The sequence below is a fragment of the Streptomyces sp. NPDC059524 genome, assembly GCF_042749255.1.
GTDB classification, from domain to species: domain Bacteria; phylum Actinomycetota; class Actinomycetes; order Streptomycetales; family Streptomycetaceae; genus Streptomyces; species Streptomyces xanthii.
In genome coordinates this window covers 1-18,727 of record NZ_JBHYTK010000002.1, presented here as the reverse complement: position 1 = coordinate 18,727, position 18,727 = coordinate 1, and the positions used below count along the sequence as shown (strand labels likewise).

The following is an 18,727-nucleotide window of genomic DNA, read 5'->3' as shown; positions in this document are numbered from 1 at the left end:
GGGGCGCATCGGTGCGTGCCCGCACGCGGTGCCCCTGGCACAGGCCCCCCACCCGCCCCCCCCCGCCGCGCGGGGGCGTCGGCCCGGCACCGGGCCTGCCCCAGCTAGGGCGCGGGGCTCTGTCCGATATGAGGCTCCGCGGCGTGGGCGCGATCAGCGACGATGGCGCGGTGGTCGGCCACGGGCTGGGCCGCTGGGGTGGCGGCGCCGGAGTGCGTCGGGGCGCACTCTTGCCTCGGCCTCTCCCGCCCACCCGCCCCCTCCGGGGACGTCGGCCCGGCGCCGGGGGCGCCCCGCCCATCGGCGCCGGGGTGGCTGTGCGCCCTAAGGGGCGCGGGGAACTGCGCGACCAGCCACGACGACGCGGTGGTCGGCGACGGGCTCGGCCCCCTACGGCGCGTGGCGCTGTAGCCGCGGCCCGCCGAATCGCGCACCCGGCACCTGGGTGCCGCCTTGCCCACCCGTGCCGCCCCAGGCGGCAGACTGCCCAAGGCTGGGTCGGCCGGGATGTGTACGCGGGGCAGGGGTGTCGGCCCAAGGCCGGGCCGGCCGGGATGTGTACGCGCGGCAGGGGTACCGGCCCCAGGCTGGGTCGGCCGGAGACGGATCCGGGCTGGAGGCCGGCAGCCGGGATGCGTACCCCGTGCCAGGGGCGCTGCCCCGAGGCCGGGCGCCGGGCCGACGCCCCCGGAGGGGGCGGGAGGGTGGGAGAAAGGCTCGGGCAAAGGTGGACACCCAGAACCGGGCTCGTCACGGAGCCGGGCACGCCCGGAACAGGGCGCGTCCCCGAGCAGGGCACCGGACGCCGGACGCGTCCCAGAGCAGGGTGCGTCCGGGAGCACGACGCCGGCGCCGGGGCGCGCCCCACAGCCCCACAGCCGCGCACCGCGCACCCGGCACCCCGCACCCCGCACCCCGCACCCCGCACGCGGCACCCGGCACCCGGCACCCGGCCCCCGGCCGGAGGCCAGGGGTTAGGCGCGGATCAGGGACAGGGCCTCGTCGCGGATCTTTTCCATGGTCACCGTGTCCCGCGCCTCCGCGTTCAACCGCAGCAGCGGCTCCGTGTTGGACGGGCGGACGTTGAACCACCAGTCGGCGGCGCTCACCGTGAGGCCGTCGAGCTCGTCCAGGGTGACGCCGTCGCGGCCCGCGTACGCGTCCTTGATCGCGGCGAGCCGGCCCGCCTGGTCGGCGACGGTGGAGTTGATCTCCCCCGAGCCCGCGTAGCGGTCGTAGGAGGCGACGAGGGAGGAGAGCGGGCCCGTCTGGCCGCCGAGCGCGGCGAGGACGTGGAGGGCGGCGAGCATGCCCGTGTCCGCGTTCCAGAAGTCCTTGAAGTAGTAGTGCGCCGAGTGCTCGCCACCGAAGATCGCGCCGCTGGTGGCCATCTCCTGCTTGATGAACGAGTGCCCCACGCGCGTGCGCACGGGCGTGCCCCCGTGCTCGCGGACGACCTCGGGGACGGACCAGGAGGTGATCAGGTTGTGGATGATCGTGCCGGTCCCGCCGTTGCGCGCGAGCTCACGCGCGGCGACGAGGGCGGTGACGGCGGACGGGGAGACCGGCTCGCCGCGCTCGTCGACGACGAAGCAGCGGTCCGCGTCGCCGTCGAAGGCGAGGCCGAGGTCGGCGCCCTCGGCGCGGACGCGGGCCTGGAGGTCGACGAGGTTGGCCGGGTCCAGCGGGTTCGCCTCGTGGTTCGGGAACGTGCCGTCGAGTTCGAAGTACATCGGTACGACGTCCAGCGGCAGCCCGGCGAGGACGGTGGGGACGGTGTGCCCGCCCATCCCGTTCCCCGCGTCCACGACGACCTTGAGGGGGCGGATGCCGCTCAGGTCGACGAGGCCGCGCAGGTGCGCCGCGTAGCCGTCGAGGGTGTCGCGCCGGCTGATCGTGCCGGGAGTGGCGGCGGGCTCGGGGGCGCCGGACTCGCTCCACTGCTCGGCGAGGCGGCGGATGTCGGCGAGTCCGGTGTCCTGGCCGACGGGGGCGGCGCCGGCCCGGCACATCTTGATGCCGTTGTACTGCGCCGGGTTGTGCGAGGCGGTGAACATGGCGCCGGGCAGGCCGAGCGCGCCCGACGCGTAGTACAGCTGGTCGGTGGAGCAGAGGCCGATCTCGGTGACGTCGGCGCCGAGTGCGGCGGCGCCGCGCGCGAAGGCGCCGGACAGGCCGGGCGAGGAGGGGCGCATGTCGTGCCCGACGACGATCGCGTCGGCGCCGGTCACCCGGACGAAGGCGGCGCCGAGGAGCGCGGCGGTCTCCTCGTCCCACTGGTCCGGGACCACCCCGCGCACGTCGTACGCCTTCACGATCGTCGACAGATCTGCAGCCACGGCCGGCCCAGCCCTCCTGGAGTCTTCTCGGACCCCACAAACTACCCGGCCGTACCGACAGCGGGCCGTGAACCCCTCATTCCTCCCCGGGCGCGTGCCGCCCGGCATCACCACAGGTCACGGCAGCATCCAGGACAGCACAGGCGTGCTCTGCCCCAGCACGATCAGGCACATCACGAGCAACAGGCCCAGGCTCCACGGCAGTACCTTGCGCAGCAGGTCGCCCTCCTTCCCGGCGAGGCCGACGGCGGCGCAGGCGATGGTGAGGTTCTGCGGGGAGATCATCTTGCCGAGGACGCCGCCGGAGCTGTTCGCCGCGGCGAGGAGCTCGGGCGAGAGGCCGGACTGCTGGGCGGCGGTCACCTGGAGGGCGCCGAAGAGTGCGTTGGCTGAGGTGTCGGAGCCGGAGACGGCGACGCCGAACCAGCCGAGGACGGGTGACAGGAAGGCGAGCCCGGCACCCGCCGCCGCCACGGCGTGCCCGATGGTGGCGGCCTGCCCGGACAGGTTCATCACGTAGGCGAGGGCGAGCACGCTCGTCACGGTGAGGATCGCGAAGCGCAGTTCATGGACGGTGCCCAGCCATTCGCGCACCGCCACGCGCGCGTGGACGCCGAGCACGACGGCGGTGCCGATGCCGGCGAGGAGCACGAGGGTGCCGCCGGTGGAGACGAGGGGCAGGGTGAACACGTTGCCGCCGACCGGCTTGCCGCCGGGGTCCGCGACGTCCAGGAAGGGCCAGTCGAAGACCCGGTTGGCGCCGGCGAGCATCTCCTTGACGGCGGGGATCTGCGCCACGGAGAAGATCACGACGATGAGCGCGTACGGGGTGTAGGCGCTCACGATCTCGGGGCGCGGGTCCTCCTCGTCGAGGTCCTCGCTGCGGGCGCCGGTGAGGACGGCGGCGCGTACGGGCTCGGCGGCGGGCCGGCGCGCGTGCGGTACGGCGACCAGGGCGCCGGCGCCGATCAGGGCGGCGCCGATGTCGGCGAGCTGCGCGGACACGTAGTTGGAGGCGGCGAACTGGGCGCCGGCGAAGGCGACGCCGCAGGTGAGCGCGGGCACCCAGGTCTCGCGCAGGCCGCGCCGCCCGTCGACGAGACCGACGAGAACGAGCGGCACCACGAGGGCGAGCAGCGGGGTCTGACGGCCCACCACGGAGGCGACCGAGTCGAGCGGGAGGCCGGTGACCTGGGCGAGTGTGACGACGGGGGTGCCCATGGCGCCGAAGGCGACGGGCGCGGTGTTGGCGACGAGCGCGACGACGGCGGCCTTGACGGGGTCGAAGCCGAGCGCGACGAGCATGACGGCGCAGATGGCGACGGGCGCGCCGAACCCGGCGAGCGCCTCCAGAAGCGCGCCGAAGCAGAAGGCGACGACGAGGGCCTGGATGCGCGGGTCGTCGGAGAGCCGTCCGAAGGAGCGGCGCAGGATGTCGAAGTGCCGGGTGCGGACGGTCATCCGGTACACCCACAGGGCGTTGACGACGATCCACAGGATGGGGAAAAGCCCGAAGAGGGCGCCCTGGGCGGCGCTCGCGAGGGTCTGGTCGAGCGGCATGCCGAAGGCGAGCCAGGCGACGAGGACGGCGACGGCGAGTCCGATGAGGCCCGCGCGGTGGGCCTTCATCCGGACGGCGCCGAGCAGGACGAGGACGGTGACGAGGGGCAGGATCGCGACGAGGGCGGACAGGCCGAGCGATCCGCCGACGGGCTCCAGTTGCTGGACGAACATGTGCGCCTCCCGGAATCCCGGAGTCAGGTGCGGAGTCGTCATGGTCATGTCATCCAACGACACGAGTCAACGCATGGGACACGAATGGCGTTGCGTCAGATGCTCGTACGGGGGTCGACTGCCCGGCGGGCCGTCAGACATCCGCTGTCCGCCGGGACTTCGGGCGCCCGGCGGGGGCCGTCAGTTGTCCGGCGAGCGCAGGACGCGGAGGTGGCCGCGGCGGGCGACCTCCATCGGGTCCGCGGTGCGCGGTCCGGAGCCGCCGGCCTCGGCGACGCGCTCCTGGGGGCGGGCCGCCTCGCGCACGGCGTTGGCGAGGGCCTCCAGGTCGTCCCCGCTGGGGCGGCTCGGGCCGCTGCCGTCGGAGAGCCGGACGACCTCCCACCCGCGCGGGGCGGTGAGGCGCTCGGAGTGCTCGGCGCACAGGTCGTAACAGTGCGGCTCGGCGTAGGTGGCGAGGGGGCCGAGGACCGCGGTCGAGTCGGCGTAGACGTACGTCAGCGTCGCGACGGCGGGACGGCCGCAAGCGGTGCGCGAACAGCGACGTACAGGGCTCACGATGTTGGACGGTACCGCACTCTTGAGCGGGCCGCGACGACTCTCCCCGAGGTCACCCCACCGTGTCGCGTGGTGAGACGGCGCACACGGGCCCACGGGGGCGCCCGCGGTGACCTGCGAGGACCCCGGGTCGTACGCCCCCGCGACCACTTGAAACCGGTCACCACTCGGGGCAAATCCGGCCAGGAGCCGCGAGATCAGCGGTCCGGGGAAGAAGCGTAATCAAGCTCAAGATTGGCCTGATCGGTCAGGAATCGACAGGGGGTGCCCCGAACGGAGCCGCTCCGCGCCGCCGAGACCCGCACGGCCACGGAGGACTACGCTGCCTCGGTGATGGAAAGTCCTGACAATCAGGGACCGCGCGCCCCCGGCGAGCCGCGCCCGCCGCGCCGCCGCGACCGGCACGGCCGCGGCATGCGCGGGCCCGTGGCACCGCCTCAGGTGCCGCTGGCGGCGAGCAGGGCCGAGGTCTTCGCGGACCTCGTGCAGGACTCCGTGGAGCGCCTGGAGCGGCGCTGGCCGCAACTGTCCGAGGTCGACTTCCTGGTCCTGGAGGTGCCGCGGCTGACCCGCGAGGACGAGGCCTGGGGCGGCGACAGCGTGCCGCTGGGCGGCGTGATCCCGGCGCGGGAAGGACACCCCGCGCGCGTGATCGTCTACCGGCGCCCCGTGGAGATCCGCAGCAAGGGACGCGACGAGCGGGCAGCGCTGGTGCACGACGTGGTCGTCGAGCAGGTCGCCGAGGTGCTCGGGCTCACCCCCGAGACCGTGGACCCGCGCTACGGGGACGCCGAGGACTGAGCCGCCGCGCCCACCGCGGCGGCCCCGCCCCCGCGCGCCGCTACCGCTGCAGCACCGCCAGGTCCTCGTCGGCCTGCGGCACGAACACGGTGCCGCGGTCGTCGGGCAGCGTCTGGACCGTGAACGCGGGCACGCCGTCCTGTTCCCGCGCCAGCATCCGCGAGGCGTGCACGGGACCACCCGAGACGGGTTCCACGGTGAGCGCGTAGGTGCCCTTCAGGCCGCTCGGGACGGGCGGGGTCACCGACAGCGTCGTCCCGGCCCTGACCGTGTACTCCTTCGTGGTCGCCGTGCCGCCGCCGGTGCCCGGGGAGGCGGTGACCTTGACCTTCGCCGCGGCGTCCGGGGCGGTCAGCGCCAGCGTGACGCCCTTCGCCGGGTTGCCGGCGACCGTCGCGCGCGTGCCGATGTCCCGGGTCGCGGGGATGAACGCGGTCTCCCGGTCGGCGCCCTTGCCGCGCGTGACGCGCAGCGCGGCCACCACCGGCACCGAGTCCTCGGTGGGCGACAGGATCAGCGAGCCCGGCTCCCCGCGCGTGACCTCGCCGAGGTCGACCGCGCTCGTCATGCCCGACTTCACGTGCAGCGTGGCGTGCCCGGCCGGGGAGATCCGGCCGGTGCCCGTGGCGAGCTGCACCTTCAGGTCGGCGTCGTCCTGGCCCGGCGCGAAGACCACCAGGCGGGCGTCCGTCGCGTCCTTCGGGATGCCGGGCAGCACGAGCGTGCCCGCCGGGTCGGCGGCCGCGGGCAGCCAGTCGCCGCCCAGCTTGGCGTCGGCGGCGGACACCGCGGCGGCGACCCGGCCGCTGCGCGCGGTGACGTGCGCCGTCAGGTTCGGATACGGCTTCTCGGTGAGCGTCGACAGGAGCACCGGGACGCTGGAGTGCGGCCCCACCTGGATGCCCTCGCCGACGTCGGACTTGATCGCACCGTCGGGGCCCGCCAGCTGCACGTCCACGACCGCGGCCTCGTCGTCCGGGTTCGTGAGGTGCAGGTAGTCGCTGCGGTCCTCGTCGGTGGAGACGCCGGGGAACCAGAAGTCGGTGTCGGGCGCGGAGCAGCTCAGGCCGAGCAGGCCGCGGCCGGTGCCCGCGGTGACCGAGGTGGTCTGCTGGACGGTCCAGCCGGGGGCCAGCGCGCCGTCCGCGGTGCCGATCAAGGCGGGGGCGTCGGCACCGTCGGCCTCGCCCTCGACGGGCTTGCCGGGCGCCTTCGGGGTGAGGACCGGCTTCTGCTGCTTGTCGCCGCCCTTGTCGCCCTTGCCCTTGTCCGTGCCCTGGTCCGTGCCGTCGGCCGCGTCGGTCCCGGCCGGCAGCAGCCGTGCGGTGCCGCCGTCCTCGGTGTCCTTCGAGGGCGGCGTGTACGCCCCGTACGCGGTCTCCGCCAGGTCCGACGGGCTGGCCGAGGGGCACAGCAGGCTGGAGCGCTCGACGGGAAGCCGGGCGGCGGCCTTGGCGGGGGCGTCGTCCTCGCCGCCGCCCGAGGAGGCGGCGGCGAAACCGGTGACGGCGGCGAGCGCCACGGTGGCGGCGATCAGGGACAGGGTCGTGCGGTTCACTGCTGGCTCCCGTCGGGGCGCTCACGGTCGGCGCCGGTGCCGTCGCCGTGCTGCTCGGGCGTCGCTTCGTAGGGCTCGTACGGGGTCTGCGTCTCGTAGGTGCCCCCGTAGGCGTACGGGTCGTACTGGTTCGCCTGGTAGGGGTCGGCCTGCGGGGCGTAGCCGTAGGAGGCGTCCTGGTACGGCTGCTGCTCGCCCGCCGCGTACGGGGTGGTGCCGTACTCGGCGTTCGCGTAGCTGGGCTGGTCCCACTCTGCGTAGGCCTGCTGCGGGATGCCCGCGGGCTCCTCCGGGACGGGCAGCGCCTCGTCGGGTGCCGCGTTCTGCGCGGCCTCGGCCTCGGCCTGGGCGCGCAGCCTGCGGGCGCGGCGGCCCTCGCCCTCCATGGCCTGCGCGGGCACGGCGACGTCCTCCTCGGGGAGGTCGTCGTCGACGTCGCGGCGGCGGCCCGGCAGGGCGAGCACGATCAGGACGAGGGTGAGGGCGCCCTGGGCCCACAGCCAGGCGGTGTGGGTGAGCGGGGCGTCGTAGGTGACGTCGAGGCGGCCCGCGGACGCGGGCAGTTCGAAGCCCTGGGCCCAGCCGTCGACGGTGACCGGCTTCAGGGCGGTGCCGTCGAGCGTGGCGGTCCAGCCCTCGGCGGCCTCGTCGGCGAGACGCAGCACGCGGCCCTGCGGACCGGCGGGCACGTCGGTGTGCACGTCGACGGGGCCCGCGGCGACGGGCCTGGCCTGCTCGGAGGTGGAGCCGGTGGCGGGGGTCGGCAGCAGCACGGCGCGGGCCACCTGCCGGTCGACGCGCCACAGGGCGGTGCCGTCCTGCTGGCTGAGCCGGGTCAGGCCGGGCGTCGCGTCCAGGACGCGGCCCATCTGGCGGGGCGCTCCGTCCCGTACGAGGACGTAGCGCACGGCGAAACCGCCGAGCTGGTCGGCCTGGTCGGCGCCGGAGCCGGCGACCAGGTTGGCGACGACCTTGTCGAGCTTCGGGTTGACGCCCGCGGCCTCGGTCAGCTCGCCGTCGCCGAGCCGGGCACCGGCGCCGCGCACGAGCGAGTACGAGACCTCTCCGGTGGAGCCGGCCAGGACGAGCGTGCGGGCCTGGTCGCGGGTGCCGGCCTCCTCGGCGACGAACGCGGGCACCTGCACCGGGTCGCGTCGCTCCAGGGGGCCGTCGGCGCCGGCGATCATCCAGCCGGCGGCGAGCAGCAGCGGTCCGCCGGCCGCGGCGAACGCGACGAGCGCGGCGACCGGCTGGCGCCAGCCGAAGCTCTGCTCGGCGACGCGCGAGCGGGCGCCGTCGGCGCCGAGGACGGCGGCGGCGAGAAGGCCGAGGCCGTAGACGAGGGTGGCGGGGCCGGCCCACGTCGATCCGTCGGACAGGATCGCGAAGACGAGGCCCGTGAAGGCGGCGGCCCAGGCCGTCAGGATCGCCAGGCGGCGCTCCTGGCGCAGCAGGGCGGCGAGGGCGGCGAGGACGATGCCGACGAGGAGCAGGCTGCCCGTGGTGCCGGGGCCGCCGGGCGAGGCGCCGAGCAGTCCGAGGGCGGACGCCGAGTCCTTCCCGTAGGGCAGTCCGGCCTCCTTGAAGAAGCCGAACGGGAGCAGGGACAGCGACCACGGGGCGAGCATCAGCAGCGGGGTGCCGAGCGCGGCGAGCAGGCGCAGTCCGTAGGCGGGGATGTCGTCGCGGCGCACCGCGAGGAGCGCGACGCCGAGGACGAGGGCGATGGGCCAGACGATCGGGGTGAACGCGGTCGCCATGGTGAGCAGCAGGGCGAACGCCCAGGTGGCGCGCCAACTGCCGCGGGCGCCCTTGCTGTTCGTGAAGCCGGCCGCGGACAGGCCCGCGCGGGCGATGAGCGGCAGCAGGACGGCGAGGACCGAGGTGCCGACGCGGCCTCCGGCCAGGGCGCCGGTGACGGCGGGCAGGAACGCGTAGGCGACGGCCGCCCAGGCGCGCAGCAGGCGCGACTCGACGAGCGGCCTGGAGGCGAAGTACGCGGCGAACCCGGCGAGCGGAACCGAGCCGACGAGCAGCACGGTGAGCGCGAGTCCCGTGGAGCCCAGGAACACGGAGGCGAGGGCGGCGACGATCGCGAGGTACGGGGGCGCGGCCTGGGTGCCGCCGGTGCTGGTGGCGTGCCAGGCGTCCAGGTAGCGCGACCACAGGGCGGAGGCGTCGCCGGGGGCGGGCAGCAGGGCGCCGCCGGTGAGGGCGCCGCTGCCGAGCAGTTCGCGGCAGGCGACCAGGGAGATGAACAGGAGGACGACGAGGAGCATCGGGCCCGGGTTGCGGGCGATGCGCTTGAGCCGGGCGAACCGCTCGACCTGGATGAAGTCGTCGTCGCCGGGCGCCGGTTCGAGTCCGCCGCCGCCGTGCCGGCCCGCCGTGGTGGTCTCCAGCTCGGAGCCGCCGAAGAGGCTGCCGGCGACCTGCTCGACGGTGTGCCGGACGGTGGCGCCGGGCGGCGGGAACAGCGGTCGCAGTTCCTTGGCGTCGACGGTGCCCTTGCCGCGGCGCTTGCGTGCGGCGAGGATCCGGCCGGGCCGCAGCAGGGTGGACATCAGGCCGGCGATCTCGTCGAAGGCCTGTCCCGGCACCTTGCCCACGAGGTAGGCGAGCGTGCGCAGCACGGTGCCGACGACGAGGCGGAGCAGCACCCAGGGGAGCGCCGCCCCGCGCGCGTTGACGAGCAGGGTGTAGACGGCGCCCGCCTTGTCGACCTTGTGCGGCGAGGTGGCGGTGCGGCCGACGCAGTCGACCGTGCGTCGCTCGCGCGAGGAGGCCTCGGCGTGCCGCACGACGGCGTCGGGGGCGACGAGGACGCGGTGTCCGGCGGCCTGGGCGCGCCAGCACAGGTCGACGTCGTCGCGCATGAGGGGCAGCCGTCGGTCGAAGCCGCCGAGCTGCTCGAAGACGTCGCGGCGCACGAGCATGCCGGCGGTGGACACGGACAGGACGGGCCGCACGTGGTCGTGCTGGCCCTGGTCCTGCTCGCGGCGGTCGAGGCCGGTCCAGCGGCGGCCCGAGTGGGCGATGGAGACGCCGACTTCGAGCAGCTGCCTGCGGTCGTACCAGCCGCGCAGCTTGGGTCCGACGATCGCGACGTCGGCGCCGGCCTCGCGCTCGGCCTCGACGACGCGCAACATCTGGGCGAGCGCGTCGGGTTCGGGCGCGCAGTCGTCGTGCAGCAGCCACAGCCACTGCTCGGGTTCGCCGTGCGGCAGGTCGGGCAGGTCGTAGGCGTCGTCGCGCCAGGAGCGGCTGACGGGGTCCCAGCCGCTGGGGCGCTTCAGGTACGGCAGCTCTTCGGGGGTGAGCACGCCGGCGCCGCGCACGGCTTCCTCGACGGCCTGACCGAAGCCGGTGCGGCGGGCGAGGTGCAGGACGCGCTCGTCGCCGAGGGCCTGGGCGACCAGGGCGGCGGACGCGTCGGCGCTGCCGGTGTCGGCCGCCACCGCGTTCTGCACGGGGCGCTCCTGGCCGAGCAGTCCGGTCAGGACGTCGGGCAGCCAGCGGGCCCCGTCGTGCGAGACGAGGACGGCGGTGACGACATGCCTGGGGAACTCGGGGGCGCTGCTCGGGTCGGACCCCGCTTGCGGCCCCGGGTTGAACGCGGCGGCGGCAGCGCCGAACTGGCCTGCCGAATGGCTGTGCACGGACATCGAGGTACGGGCCCCGGTTCGTCTGGACTGCGGTGGACGCCTGTGTCCGCTGGGGACACGGTGGCGTCTCGGACGGGGCCCCACACTAACGGCTGGCGACAACGGCGGCCCGCCGCCTGTGGACAACCACCGGCGACGGGCCGTGAGTACCGCGTTCTCGCAGCGGTGAGCGAAGCTCCGCGCGAGCCCGCGCGCGAAGGTGCCGGAAGCTAGACGGCGGCCTTCTTCAGCCGGCGGCGCTCCCGCTCGGACAGGCCGCCCCAGATGCCGAACCGCTCGTCGTTGGCGAGTGCGTACTCGAGGCATTCGGAGCGGACCTCGCACGCGAGGCAGACCTTCTTGGCCTCCCGCGTGGAGCCGCCCTTCTCAGGGAAGAAGGACTCCGGGTCGGTCTGTGCGCACAGTGCGCGCTCCTGCCAGCCGAGTTCCTCTTCCGCGTCCTCGACCAGCAGATCCGTAAACGACTCGGTCATAGTGCGCCCCTCGTCCGTCTGTGCGTCCCCGTGATGTTGCCGTTACCGATTTCGGCTGAACGACACGAGTGAAATTACAAGTGTGCCGATCCGGGGCAGTCAAGCCGGGATCTGCTATTGGGCCCCTTATTCACTCTGCGGAACCAAGGCTATGCGGAAAGTGTTCAAATCGGCAAAAACCGTGACACTTGCCAGCGGCGCATCCCGTCACCAGAAAGGACGTCGCAGAGATCGATCTCGTTCCGGCGCTCATACGGAAGCGAACCTGATCACATTCGGATCACAGGATGACAACGACGTTTGCCCGCCGGGTTGCTGCGCCACATGTCCGGTGCGAGCCCTGCACAAACCTTTCGCCTGTGAGGGATACCGGATGAGGTGAAACATTTCCCACAATCCGGACAATGAGTTGACAGCGGTACCTCCCACCCGGTGTCCTGGTGGGCATGCTCGCGAACCTGCCGCTGTCGACGCCCCGCACCGCCGGGTCCGTCACCGCTGCGCGCGCGTGCTGTTGCTGTTGCTGTCCCAGCTGCTGACGATCGAGACGATCCCGGCTGGTGTGTCGTAGAGCCTCTCGTGCTCCGACACCGCATCTCCTCTCTCCTTGTACGGCCCTTCGCCCCCGCCCGGGCGGGGCACCCCGCACTCCCCGCTGAGGAACCACACACCCCCATGAACAGCGACAGCGACCTCCAGATCGCCGGCGACATCCTCGAAGTCCAGCACCTGCTGCAGCCCGCGCGCGAGCACCCGCAGACCGTGGCCGAGTTCGCCGGACTCGCCCGCTCCATCGCCGCCGACCGCTCCCAGTGGGAGCACCTCGTCGAGTACGACGCGACGACCCGCTGGTACCACCGGCTGCGCACCGGCCCCGGCTACGAGGTGTGGCTGCTCTCCTGGGTGCCCGGACAGGGCAGCGGGCTGCACGACCACGGCCGCTCCTCCGGCGTCCTGACCCTCCTGGAGGGCGAACTGACGGAGCGTACGGAGCGGGGCACCCACACGCTCGCGGCCGGCGCGCAGCGCGTGTTCGCGCCCGGGTACGTCCACGAGGTCGCCAACGACTCCCTGGAGCCGGCCGTCAGCCTGCACGTGTACTACCCCGGGCTCACCGAGATGCCGATGCACTCGGCGGCCTGCTCCACCGAGGCCGGCCGGGACGCGGTGGCCGAGATCGAACTGACCGGGACCAGCTGACACTCTGTCGGTGCCGCCTGCGATGCTGGGGCCATGCGCATTGTGGTTCTGGCAGGCGGCATCGGTGGTGCCCGGTTCCTTCGCGGTCTCAAGCGGGCGGCCCCGGACGCGGACATCACGGTCATCGGCAACACCGGGGACGACATTCACCTCTTCGGCCTCAAGGTCTGTCCCGACCTCGACACGGTGATGTACACCCTGGGCGGCGGCATCGACGAGGAGCAGGGCTGGGGGCGTACCGACGAGACGCACCGGGTCAAGGAGGAGCTCGCGGCCTACGGGGTCGGACCCGAGTGGTTCGGGCTCGGCGACCGGGACTTCGCGACCCACATCGTGCGCACGCAGATGCTCGGCGCCGGATATCCGCTCAGCGCCGTCACCGAGGCGCTGTGCGAGCGCTGGCAGCCGGGGGTGCGGCTGCTGCCCATGTCGGACGACCGCGTGGAGACGCACGTCGCCGTCACGCTCGACGGCGAGCGCCGCGCCGTGCACTTCCAGGAGTACTGGGTGAAGCTGCGCGCCTCCGTGGACGCGCACGCGATCGTGCCGGTCGGCGCCGAGGCCGCCAAGCCCGCACCGGGCGTCCTGGAGGCCATCGCCGAGGCCGACGTGATCCTCTTCCCGCCCTCGAACCCGGTGGTCAGCATCGGCACGATCCTCGCCGTGCCCGGCATCCGCGAGGCCATCGCCGACGCGGGCGTCCCCGTGGTCGGCCTCTCCCCCATCGTCGGGGACGCGCCGGTGCGCGGCATGGCCGACAAGGTCCTCGCCGCCCTCGGCGTCGAGTCCAGCGCGGCGGCCGTCGCCGAGCACTACGGTTCGGGGCTGCTCGACGGCTGGCTCGTCGACACCGTGGACGCGGGCGCCGTGGAGCGCGTCGAGGCCGCCGGGATCCGGTGCCGGGCCGTGCCCCTGATGATGACCGACCCCGCCGAGGGGCTGGCCGCCGCCGACATGGCGCGGGCCGCGCTCGCCCTCGCCGAGGAGGTCCGGACCTCGTGAGCGACGCGCCCTCCTTCCGGGCCTGGGCGGTCCCCGGCATACCCGAGGTCACCGAGGGCGACGACCTCGCCGCCCTGATCGTCGCCGCCGAGCCCGGCCTCGCCGACGGTGACGTCCTCCTGGTCACCTCCAAGATCGTCAGCAAGGCCGAGGGCCGGATCCTCCAGGCCGACGACCGCGAGGCGGCGATCGACGCCGAGACCGTACGGGTCGTGGCCCGCCGCGGCCCCCTGCGCATCGTGGAGAACCGGCTGGGCCTCGTCATGGCCGCCGCCGGGGTCGACGCGTCGAACACCCCGGCCGGCACGGTGCTGCTGCTGCCCGAGGACCCGGACGCCTCGGCGGCCGCGATCCGTGACGGCGTGCGCGCCGCGCTCGGTGTCGAGGTCGGCGTCGTCGTGACGGACACCTTCGGACGCCCCTGGCGCAACGGGCTGACGGACGTCGCGATCGGCGCCGCCGGTGTGCGCGTCCTCGACGACCTGCGCGGCGGCACGGACGCGCACGGCAATCCGCTGAGCGCGACCGTCGTGGCGACCGCCGACGAGCTGGCCGCCGCGGGCGACCTCGTCAAGGGCAAGGCCGGCGGCCTGCCCGTCGCCGTCGTCCGCGGGCTGCCCGGCGTGACCACCACCGATGAACAGGGCGGCTCCGCACGGGAGTTGGTGCGCGTCGCCCATGACGACATGTTCCGGCTCGGCACCTCCGAGGCCGTACGGGAAGCGGTGACGCAGCGGCGTACCGTACGGGCCTTCACGGACGAGCCCGTCGACCCCGGCGCGGTGCGCCGGGCCGTCGCCGCGGCCGTCACCGCGCCCGCGCCGCACCACACGACGCCGTGGCGGTTCGTCCTCCTCGAATCGGCGGCCTCGCGCACGAAGCTGCTCGACGCGATGAGGGACGCGTGGATCGCGGACCTGCGCCGGGACGGCAAGAGCGAGGAGTCCGTCGAGCGGCGGGTGCGGCGCGGTGACGTGCTGCGCAACGCGCCGTACCTCGTCGTGCCGTGTCTCGTCATGGACGGGGCGCACACGTACGGGGACGAGCGGCGGGACGCGGCCGAGCGGGAGATGTTCGTCGTCGCCGCCGGGGCGGGCGTGCAGAACTTCCTCGTCGCGCTGGCCGGGGAGCGGCTCGGCTCCGCCTGGGTTTCGTCGACCATGTTCTGCCGGGACGTCGTGCGTGGGGTGCTCGATCTTCCGGGGGGCTGGGATCCGATGGGGGCCGTCGCGGTCGGGCACCCGGCACAAGCGCCTGCGGAGCGGGCTGCGCGGATCGTCTCGGAGTTCGTCGAGGTGCGGTAGGCCCCGTGCGTGGCGGGGGCGCCGCCGTGGGGGCTGATCACCGTGGCCGGGTGCCGCGCCGTCGTGGTTGCTCGCGCAGTTCCCCGCGCCCCTGAAGGCGCACTCCGTGCGCCCCAGGGGCAGGTTGGTCGCGCCCCGCGACGGAGTCGCTGATCGGGGGCGCTTTCTCACCACTCCGCGATGTTCACTCGGCGCATCTTCGGCTGGCGGCGAGGTGGGGTTGCGCCGCTGAGGAGGATCAGGCGGGCCGCGCGGTGGCGTTGACCCTCGTAGGGGGCCAGGAGGTCGAGCATGTCGGCGTCCGTCGCGTCGCGGTCGCCGGCGAGGGCGTGGCCGACGATGCCCGGCAGGTGGAGGTCTCCCGTGGTGACCTCGTCGGGGGCGCCGTTCGTGCGCTGGATGGTCTCGGCGGAGGTCCAGGGGCCGATGCCGGGGACGAGTTCGAGGCGGGCGCGGGCCGCGGGCGGGTCCATGTGGGCCGCCTCCTCCAGGCGGCGGGCGACCTTCGCGGCGCGCAGGATCGTCGACGCGCGCTTGTTGTCGACGCCCGCCTTGTGCCACTCCCAGGACGGGATCCGGGTCCAGGTGCACGGGTCCGGCACGACCCGCATGCGCAGGTCGCCGCCGGCCGGGCCCGGGGCCGGATCGCCGTACTTGTGCAGGAGCAGCCGCCAGGCGCGGTAGGCCTCGTCCGTCGTGATCTTCTGTTCCAGGATCGACGGGATCAGCGACTCCAGGACCAGGCCGGTCCGGGTCAGGCGCAGGCCCTGCCGTCTGCGGGCCGTCTGCGCGACCAGGCGATGGCGCGGCTCGAAGGCGGAAGGGTCGTCCGACGCGCCGAGCAGGGACGGGAGTTGGTCCAGGAACCACTGCGCGCCCGGGCCCCAGGCCGTCGCCTCGACCGTGCCGTCGGCCCGCTGGGTGACGCGGAGCGTCGCGGGGCCCTCGGGGGTGCGGCTCGTGCGCCACACGGAGCCGTCCGGGGTCGTACGGAAGGTGGGGTCGGCGGGGCCGCGGCGCAGCGGGCCGAGCGTGAGGCCGAGGTGGACGGGGTCCGCCGGGGCGTAGACGCGGGCCGCGGCCGTGGAGGCGACCGGGGCGTGGGCGGGCCGGGGTACGTGGGTGGCGCCGCCGCGGACCGTGGTGCGGGTCTGCCGCGGTGCGGGGTTCGGGACGTATCGGCGGCCGGCCATCTCACGAGGGTAGCCCGGGCCCCTCCGGGGTGCGGCGGATGTCGCCGAGGTCACGCGGGAGGGGCCGGTGCGTGGGGTCGGTGCGCGGCTACTGGTCCGAGGAGAAGCGGATCGACGCGTCCGGGATCGACGCGTCGCACCAGATCCGGACGCCCTCGCGCAGCTCGTTGTCCGCGCCGACCTGCGCCCCGTCCCCGATGACGGCCCCCGTGAGGACCGTACGGGCGCCCACGCGGGCGCCGCGGCCGATCAGGGAGTCCGTGACCACCGCGCCGGGTTCGATCACCGCGCCGTCCAGGACCGCCGAGCCGGTGACGCGGGCACCCTCGCCCACGCGCGCGTGCTCGCCGATCACCGTGCCGGCGGTGAGCTTGGCGTCCGGGGCCACCTCGGCCGTGGGGAGCACGAGCCGCTCGCCGCGCCGGCCGGGGACCGCCGGGGACGGGGCGCGCCCCGTGACGAGGTCGGCGGAGCCGCGCACGAAGGCCTGCGGGGTGCCGAGGTCGAGCCAGTACGTCGAGTCGACCATGCCCTGGAGGTGGGCGCCGTCGGCGAGCAGCCCCGGGAACGTCTCGCGTTCCACCGAGACGGGGCGGCCCGTCGGGATCGTGTCGATCACCGAGCGGCGGAAGACGTAGGCACCGGCGTTGATCTGGTCGGTGACGATCTCCTCGGGTGTCTGGGGCTTCTCCAGGAAGGCCGTGACGCGTCCGGTGCCGTCCGTGGGGACGAGGCCGAACGCGCGGGGGTCCTCGACGCGCGAGAGGTGCAGGGAGACGTCCGCGCCGGTCGACTCGTGCTCGTGGACGAGGGCGCCGATGTCGAGGCCGGTGAGGATATCGCCGTTGAAGATGAGGACCGGCTCGTCGGGCCCGGAGCGCAGCCGCGGGGCGACGTTGCGGATGGCGCCGCCGGTGCCGAGGGGCTCGACCTCGGTGACGTACTCCAGGTGGAGCCCGAGGCGGGAGCCGTCACCGAAGTACGGCTCGAAGACCTCGGCCAGGTACGAGGTGGCCAGGACGATGTGGTCGACGCCGGCCGCTCTCGCGCGGGCGAGCTGATGCGTGAGGAAGGGCACACCGGCCGCCGGGACCATCGGCTTCGGCGTGTTCACCGTGAGAGGCCGCAGTCTGGTGCCCTTGCCGCCGACCAGGAGGATCGCTTCTGTCACCTGTCGTCTCTGCTTCCTGCTGGGGCCGGCCGAACTGTCTTTCGGCCGGCCAGTGTATGCAGACCGTTCGAGGTGCCCGGGCCGGCCCGTGTCCGGCGTGTCAGCGTCCCTGGAGCTGCGCCGACGTCGTGCGGGCGGTGCCGAGCTGGTTGTAGAGACGGCGTCCCGGGCATTCGGTTGCGAAGCCGTCCCGGTGGCCGGAGATCACCTTCAGCCGCACATTCTTTCCCTTGCTGTACAGATTTCCACCACCCGAGGTGAGGTATGTCGAGCCCTTCGGGTTGGCGCCGTACAGGCCGAGCTTCCAGGCGGTCAGCTGGGAGATCGCCTTCACGGCCGCGGCGGGCGGGTTCGAGCTGCCGAACGAGCCCAGGACCGCGATGCCCATGGTGTTGGTGTTGAAGCCGAGGGTGTGGGCGCCCATGACGGCCTTCGTGACGCCGCCGGCCCGGCCCTCGTAGATGGTGCCGCACTTGTCCACGAGGAAGTTGTAGCCGATGTCACGCCAGCCGCTGCTCTTCACGTGGTAGCGGTAGATACTGCGAATGACGGAAGGCGCCTGGGAGCAGCGGTAGTTGTTGCCCGACGCGCTGTGGTGGACGAACGCCGCCTTCACCGACTTCGTGTACAGGAACTGGCTCTCGCGCAGCGTCTCGTCCGCGCCCCAGCCCTTGCGGGTGACGATGCGTGGGCGCGGGCCGATGTACGGGCGGGCCTGGGCGCCCTCCGTGTCGCCGCCACGGGCGCTGATCAGGGCGTCCTCGGTCTGCTGCTTGGTCAGCGCGGGGATCTCGGTGGCGCCGAGCGGGGCGAGCTCCGCGTTCACGGCGGAGGCGGCGGCCGTCTCGGCGCTCAGGGCGCCCGCGCGGGGGGCGTCGGCCGGGGCGCCCTGGGCGCCGGGCTCGTCACCCGGGTCGACGAGTTCGAGGCGCAGGCCCTCGGGGAGCGGCTCGGCCGTGGTGTCGCCACGGTCGGAGGCGTGCGGCGCGCCGCCGGCCTGGACGCGGACCTCGACGCCGTCCGAGTCGCCGACCCACAGCGGTGCGGTCGCGCCGCGCAGGGTGCGGCCGGCGGCCTCGGCGGTGCCCGGGTCGGGCGCGTCGTCGTTGTGCGTCTCGACGTCCTGCCAGGCCGACCAGGTGGTGGTGCCGGTCGCCCGGGTGCGGACCTGGACCTGGCCGTGCAGGGCGACGGACGGATCGTTCCAGACGACGCCGACGAGGGAGAACGGGCGTACGTCGCGCTGGGGCAGACCCTGCTGCCGGGCGGCGCCGCCGCCCGCGGAGCGGTCCGCGGTGAGCGGGGCCAGCGGGAGGGACTGGGTGCTGCCGGGGATCGACTCCTGGGTCGGGGTCGTGGGGGCCGCGGCGGCGGTCGTGGTGGGCAGGGTCAGGGGGAGGGCGAGGGCGGCCGCACAGCTGACGCCGACCGCGGAGGCAAGGAATCCACGCATGCGGAACATTTCTGCACGGGGGCGCTGCGCTGGCCATCGGGGTGGGTCATCCGGGGGGCCTCATTGGGCCGGGCGGGGCCCCGGGGGGGCCGTCGGTGTGTCGCCGGGTGCGGGCCGCGCCGCGGGGCCGTCGGCGTGTCGCCGGGTGCGGGCCCGGTGGGGGCTGGTCGCGCAGTTCCCCGCGCCCCTGAGATGCGCACTTCGTGCGGCATCTCATCGGGGCGGTCACCGGTCCGGGCGGTCACCGGTCGGGGAAATGCGACCCGAAGGGTCCGC

General features: G+C 74.3%; 13 protein-coding genes. 4 read left to right on the top strand and 9 right to left on the bottom strand.

The window, feature by feature from the left end:
- Window positions 1–974 precede the first annotated feature (974 nt).
- From ACFW9D_RS00440 to ACFW9D_RS00430, 3 genes are all read right to left on the bottom strand, one after another.
- On the bottom strand, window positions 975–2,339 hold the full coding sequence (locus ACFW9D_RS00440) for a phosphomannomutase/phosphoglucomutase (RefSeq protein ID WP_384616423.1): 1,365 nt from the start codon (window positions 2,337–2,339) through the stop codon (window positions 975–977).
- Window positions 2,340–2,456: 117 nt separating this feature from the next.
- The gene (locus ACFW9D_RS00435; protein ID WP_384616538.1) at window positions 2,457–4,073 is read right to left on the bottom strand and encodes an L-lactate permease; all 1,617 of its coding nucleotides are present in this window, start codon (window positions 4,071–4,073) and stop codon (window positions 2,457–2,459) included.
- 180 nt (window positions 4,074–4,253) lie between these two features.
- On the bottom strand, window positions 4,254–4,631 hold the full coding sequence (locus tag ACFW9D_RS00430) for a DUF3499 domain-containing protein (RefSeq protein ID WP_384616421.1): 378 nt from the start codon (window positions 4,629–4,631) through the stop codon (window positions 4,254–4,256).
- A 333-nt stretch (window positions 4,632–4,964) separates the two neighbouring features.
- On the opposite strand from ACFW9D_RS00430, the gene ACFW9D_RS00425 reads away from it, so the two are divergent.
- Window positions 4,965–5,432, top strand: coding sequence for a metallopeptidase family protein (locus tag ACFW9D_RS00425; RefSeq protein ID WP_188341519.1), 468 nt, complete (start codon window positions 4,965–4,967; stop codon window positions 5,430–5,432).
- 40 nt (window positions 5,433–5,472) lie between these two features.
- Here the strand turns inward: ACFW9D_RS00425 and ACFW9D_RS00420 are convergent, their stop codons facing one another.
- The 3 genes from ACFW9D_RS00420 to ACFW9D_RS00410 all read right to left on the bottom strand — a co-directional run bounded on the left by ACFW9D_RS00420 (window position 5,473) and on the right by ACFW9D_RS00410 (window position 11,128).
- A complete protein-coding gene (locus ACFW9D_RS00420; RefSeq protein ID WP_384616419.1) occupies window positions 5,473–6,990 on the bottom strand; it encodes a DUF5719 family protein in 1,518 nt (505 codons plus the stop codon).
- Window positions 6,987–10,655, bottom strand: a complete 3,669-nt coding sequence (locus ACFW9D_RS00415; RefSeq protein WP_384616417.1) for a glycosyltransferase — start codon at window positions 10,653–10,655, stop codon at window positions 6,987–6,989. Before ACFW9D_RS00415 ends, ACFW9D_RS00420 begins: the two co-directional genes overlap by 4 nt.
- A gap of 209 nt (window positions 10,656–10,864) precedes the next feature.
- A complete protein-coding gene (locus tag ACFW9D_RS00410) occupies window positions 10,865–11,128 on the bottom strand; it encodes a WhiB family transcriptional regulator (protein WP_018533570.1) in 264 nt (87 codons plus the stop codon).
- A gap of 675 nt (window positions 11,129–11,803) precedes the next feature.
- Between ACFW9D_RS00410 and ACFW9D_RS00405 the strand changes: the two genes are divergently transcribed.
- The 3 genes from ACFW9D_RS00405 to ACFW9D_RS00395 are packed head-to-tail and all read left to right on the top strand — an operon-like array spanning window position 11,804 to window position 14,634.
- Window positions 11,804–12,328, top strand: coding sequence for a cysteine dioxygenase (locus tag ACFW9D_RS00405; protein WP_384616415.1), 525 nt, complete (start codon window positions 11,804–11,806; stop codon window positions 12,326–12,328).
- Window positions 12,329–12,361: 33 nt separating this feature from the next.
- Complete coding sequence (gene cofD / locus ACFW9D_RS00400; RefSeq protein WP_384616414.1) at window positions 12,362–13,330, top strand: 2-phospho-L-lactate transferase; 969 nt, start codon at window positions 12,362–12,364, stop codon at window positions 13,328–13,330.
- Window positions 13,327–14,634 (top strand): coenzyme F420-0:L-glutamate ligase, encoded by a 1,308-nt coding sequence (locus ACFW9D_RS00395; RefSeq protein ID WP_384616412.1) that lies wholly within the window; start codon window positions 13,327–13,329, stop codon window positions 14,632–14,634. The genes cofD and ACFW9D_RS00395 overlap by 4 nt, the downstream gene beginning before the upstream one ends.
- A gap of 167 nt (window positions 14,635–14,801) precedes the next feature.
- Here the strand turns inward: ACFW9D_RS00395 and ACFW9D_RS00390 are convergent, their stop codons facing one another.
- The 3 genes from ACFW9D_RS00390 to ACFW9D_RS00380 form a co-directional block, all read right to left on the bottom strand.
- Window positions 14,802–15,827, bottom strand: a complete 1,026-nt coding sequence (locus tag ACFW9D_RS00390; RefSeq protein WP_384616410.1) for a DNA-3-methyladenine glycosylase family protein — start codon at window positions 15,825–15,827, stop codon at window positions 14,802–14,804.
- Between the two features lie 88 nt (window positions 15,828–15,915).
- Window positions 15,916–16,998, bottom strand: coding sequence for a sugar phosphate nucleotidyltransferase (locus ACFW9D_RS00385; protein ID WP_384616408.1), 1,083 nt, complete (start codon window positions 16,996–16,998; stop codon window positions 15,916–15,918).
- 100 nt (window positions 16,999–17,098) lie between these two features.
- Window positions 17,099–18,451 (bottom strand): N-acetylmuramoyl-L-alanine amidase, encoded by a 1,353-nt coding sequence (locus tag ACFW9D_RS00380; protein ID WP_384616406.1) that lies wholly within the window; start codon window positions 18,449–18,451, stop codon window positions 17,099–17,101.
- Window positions 18,452–18,727: the final 276 nt, after the last annotated feature.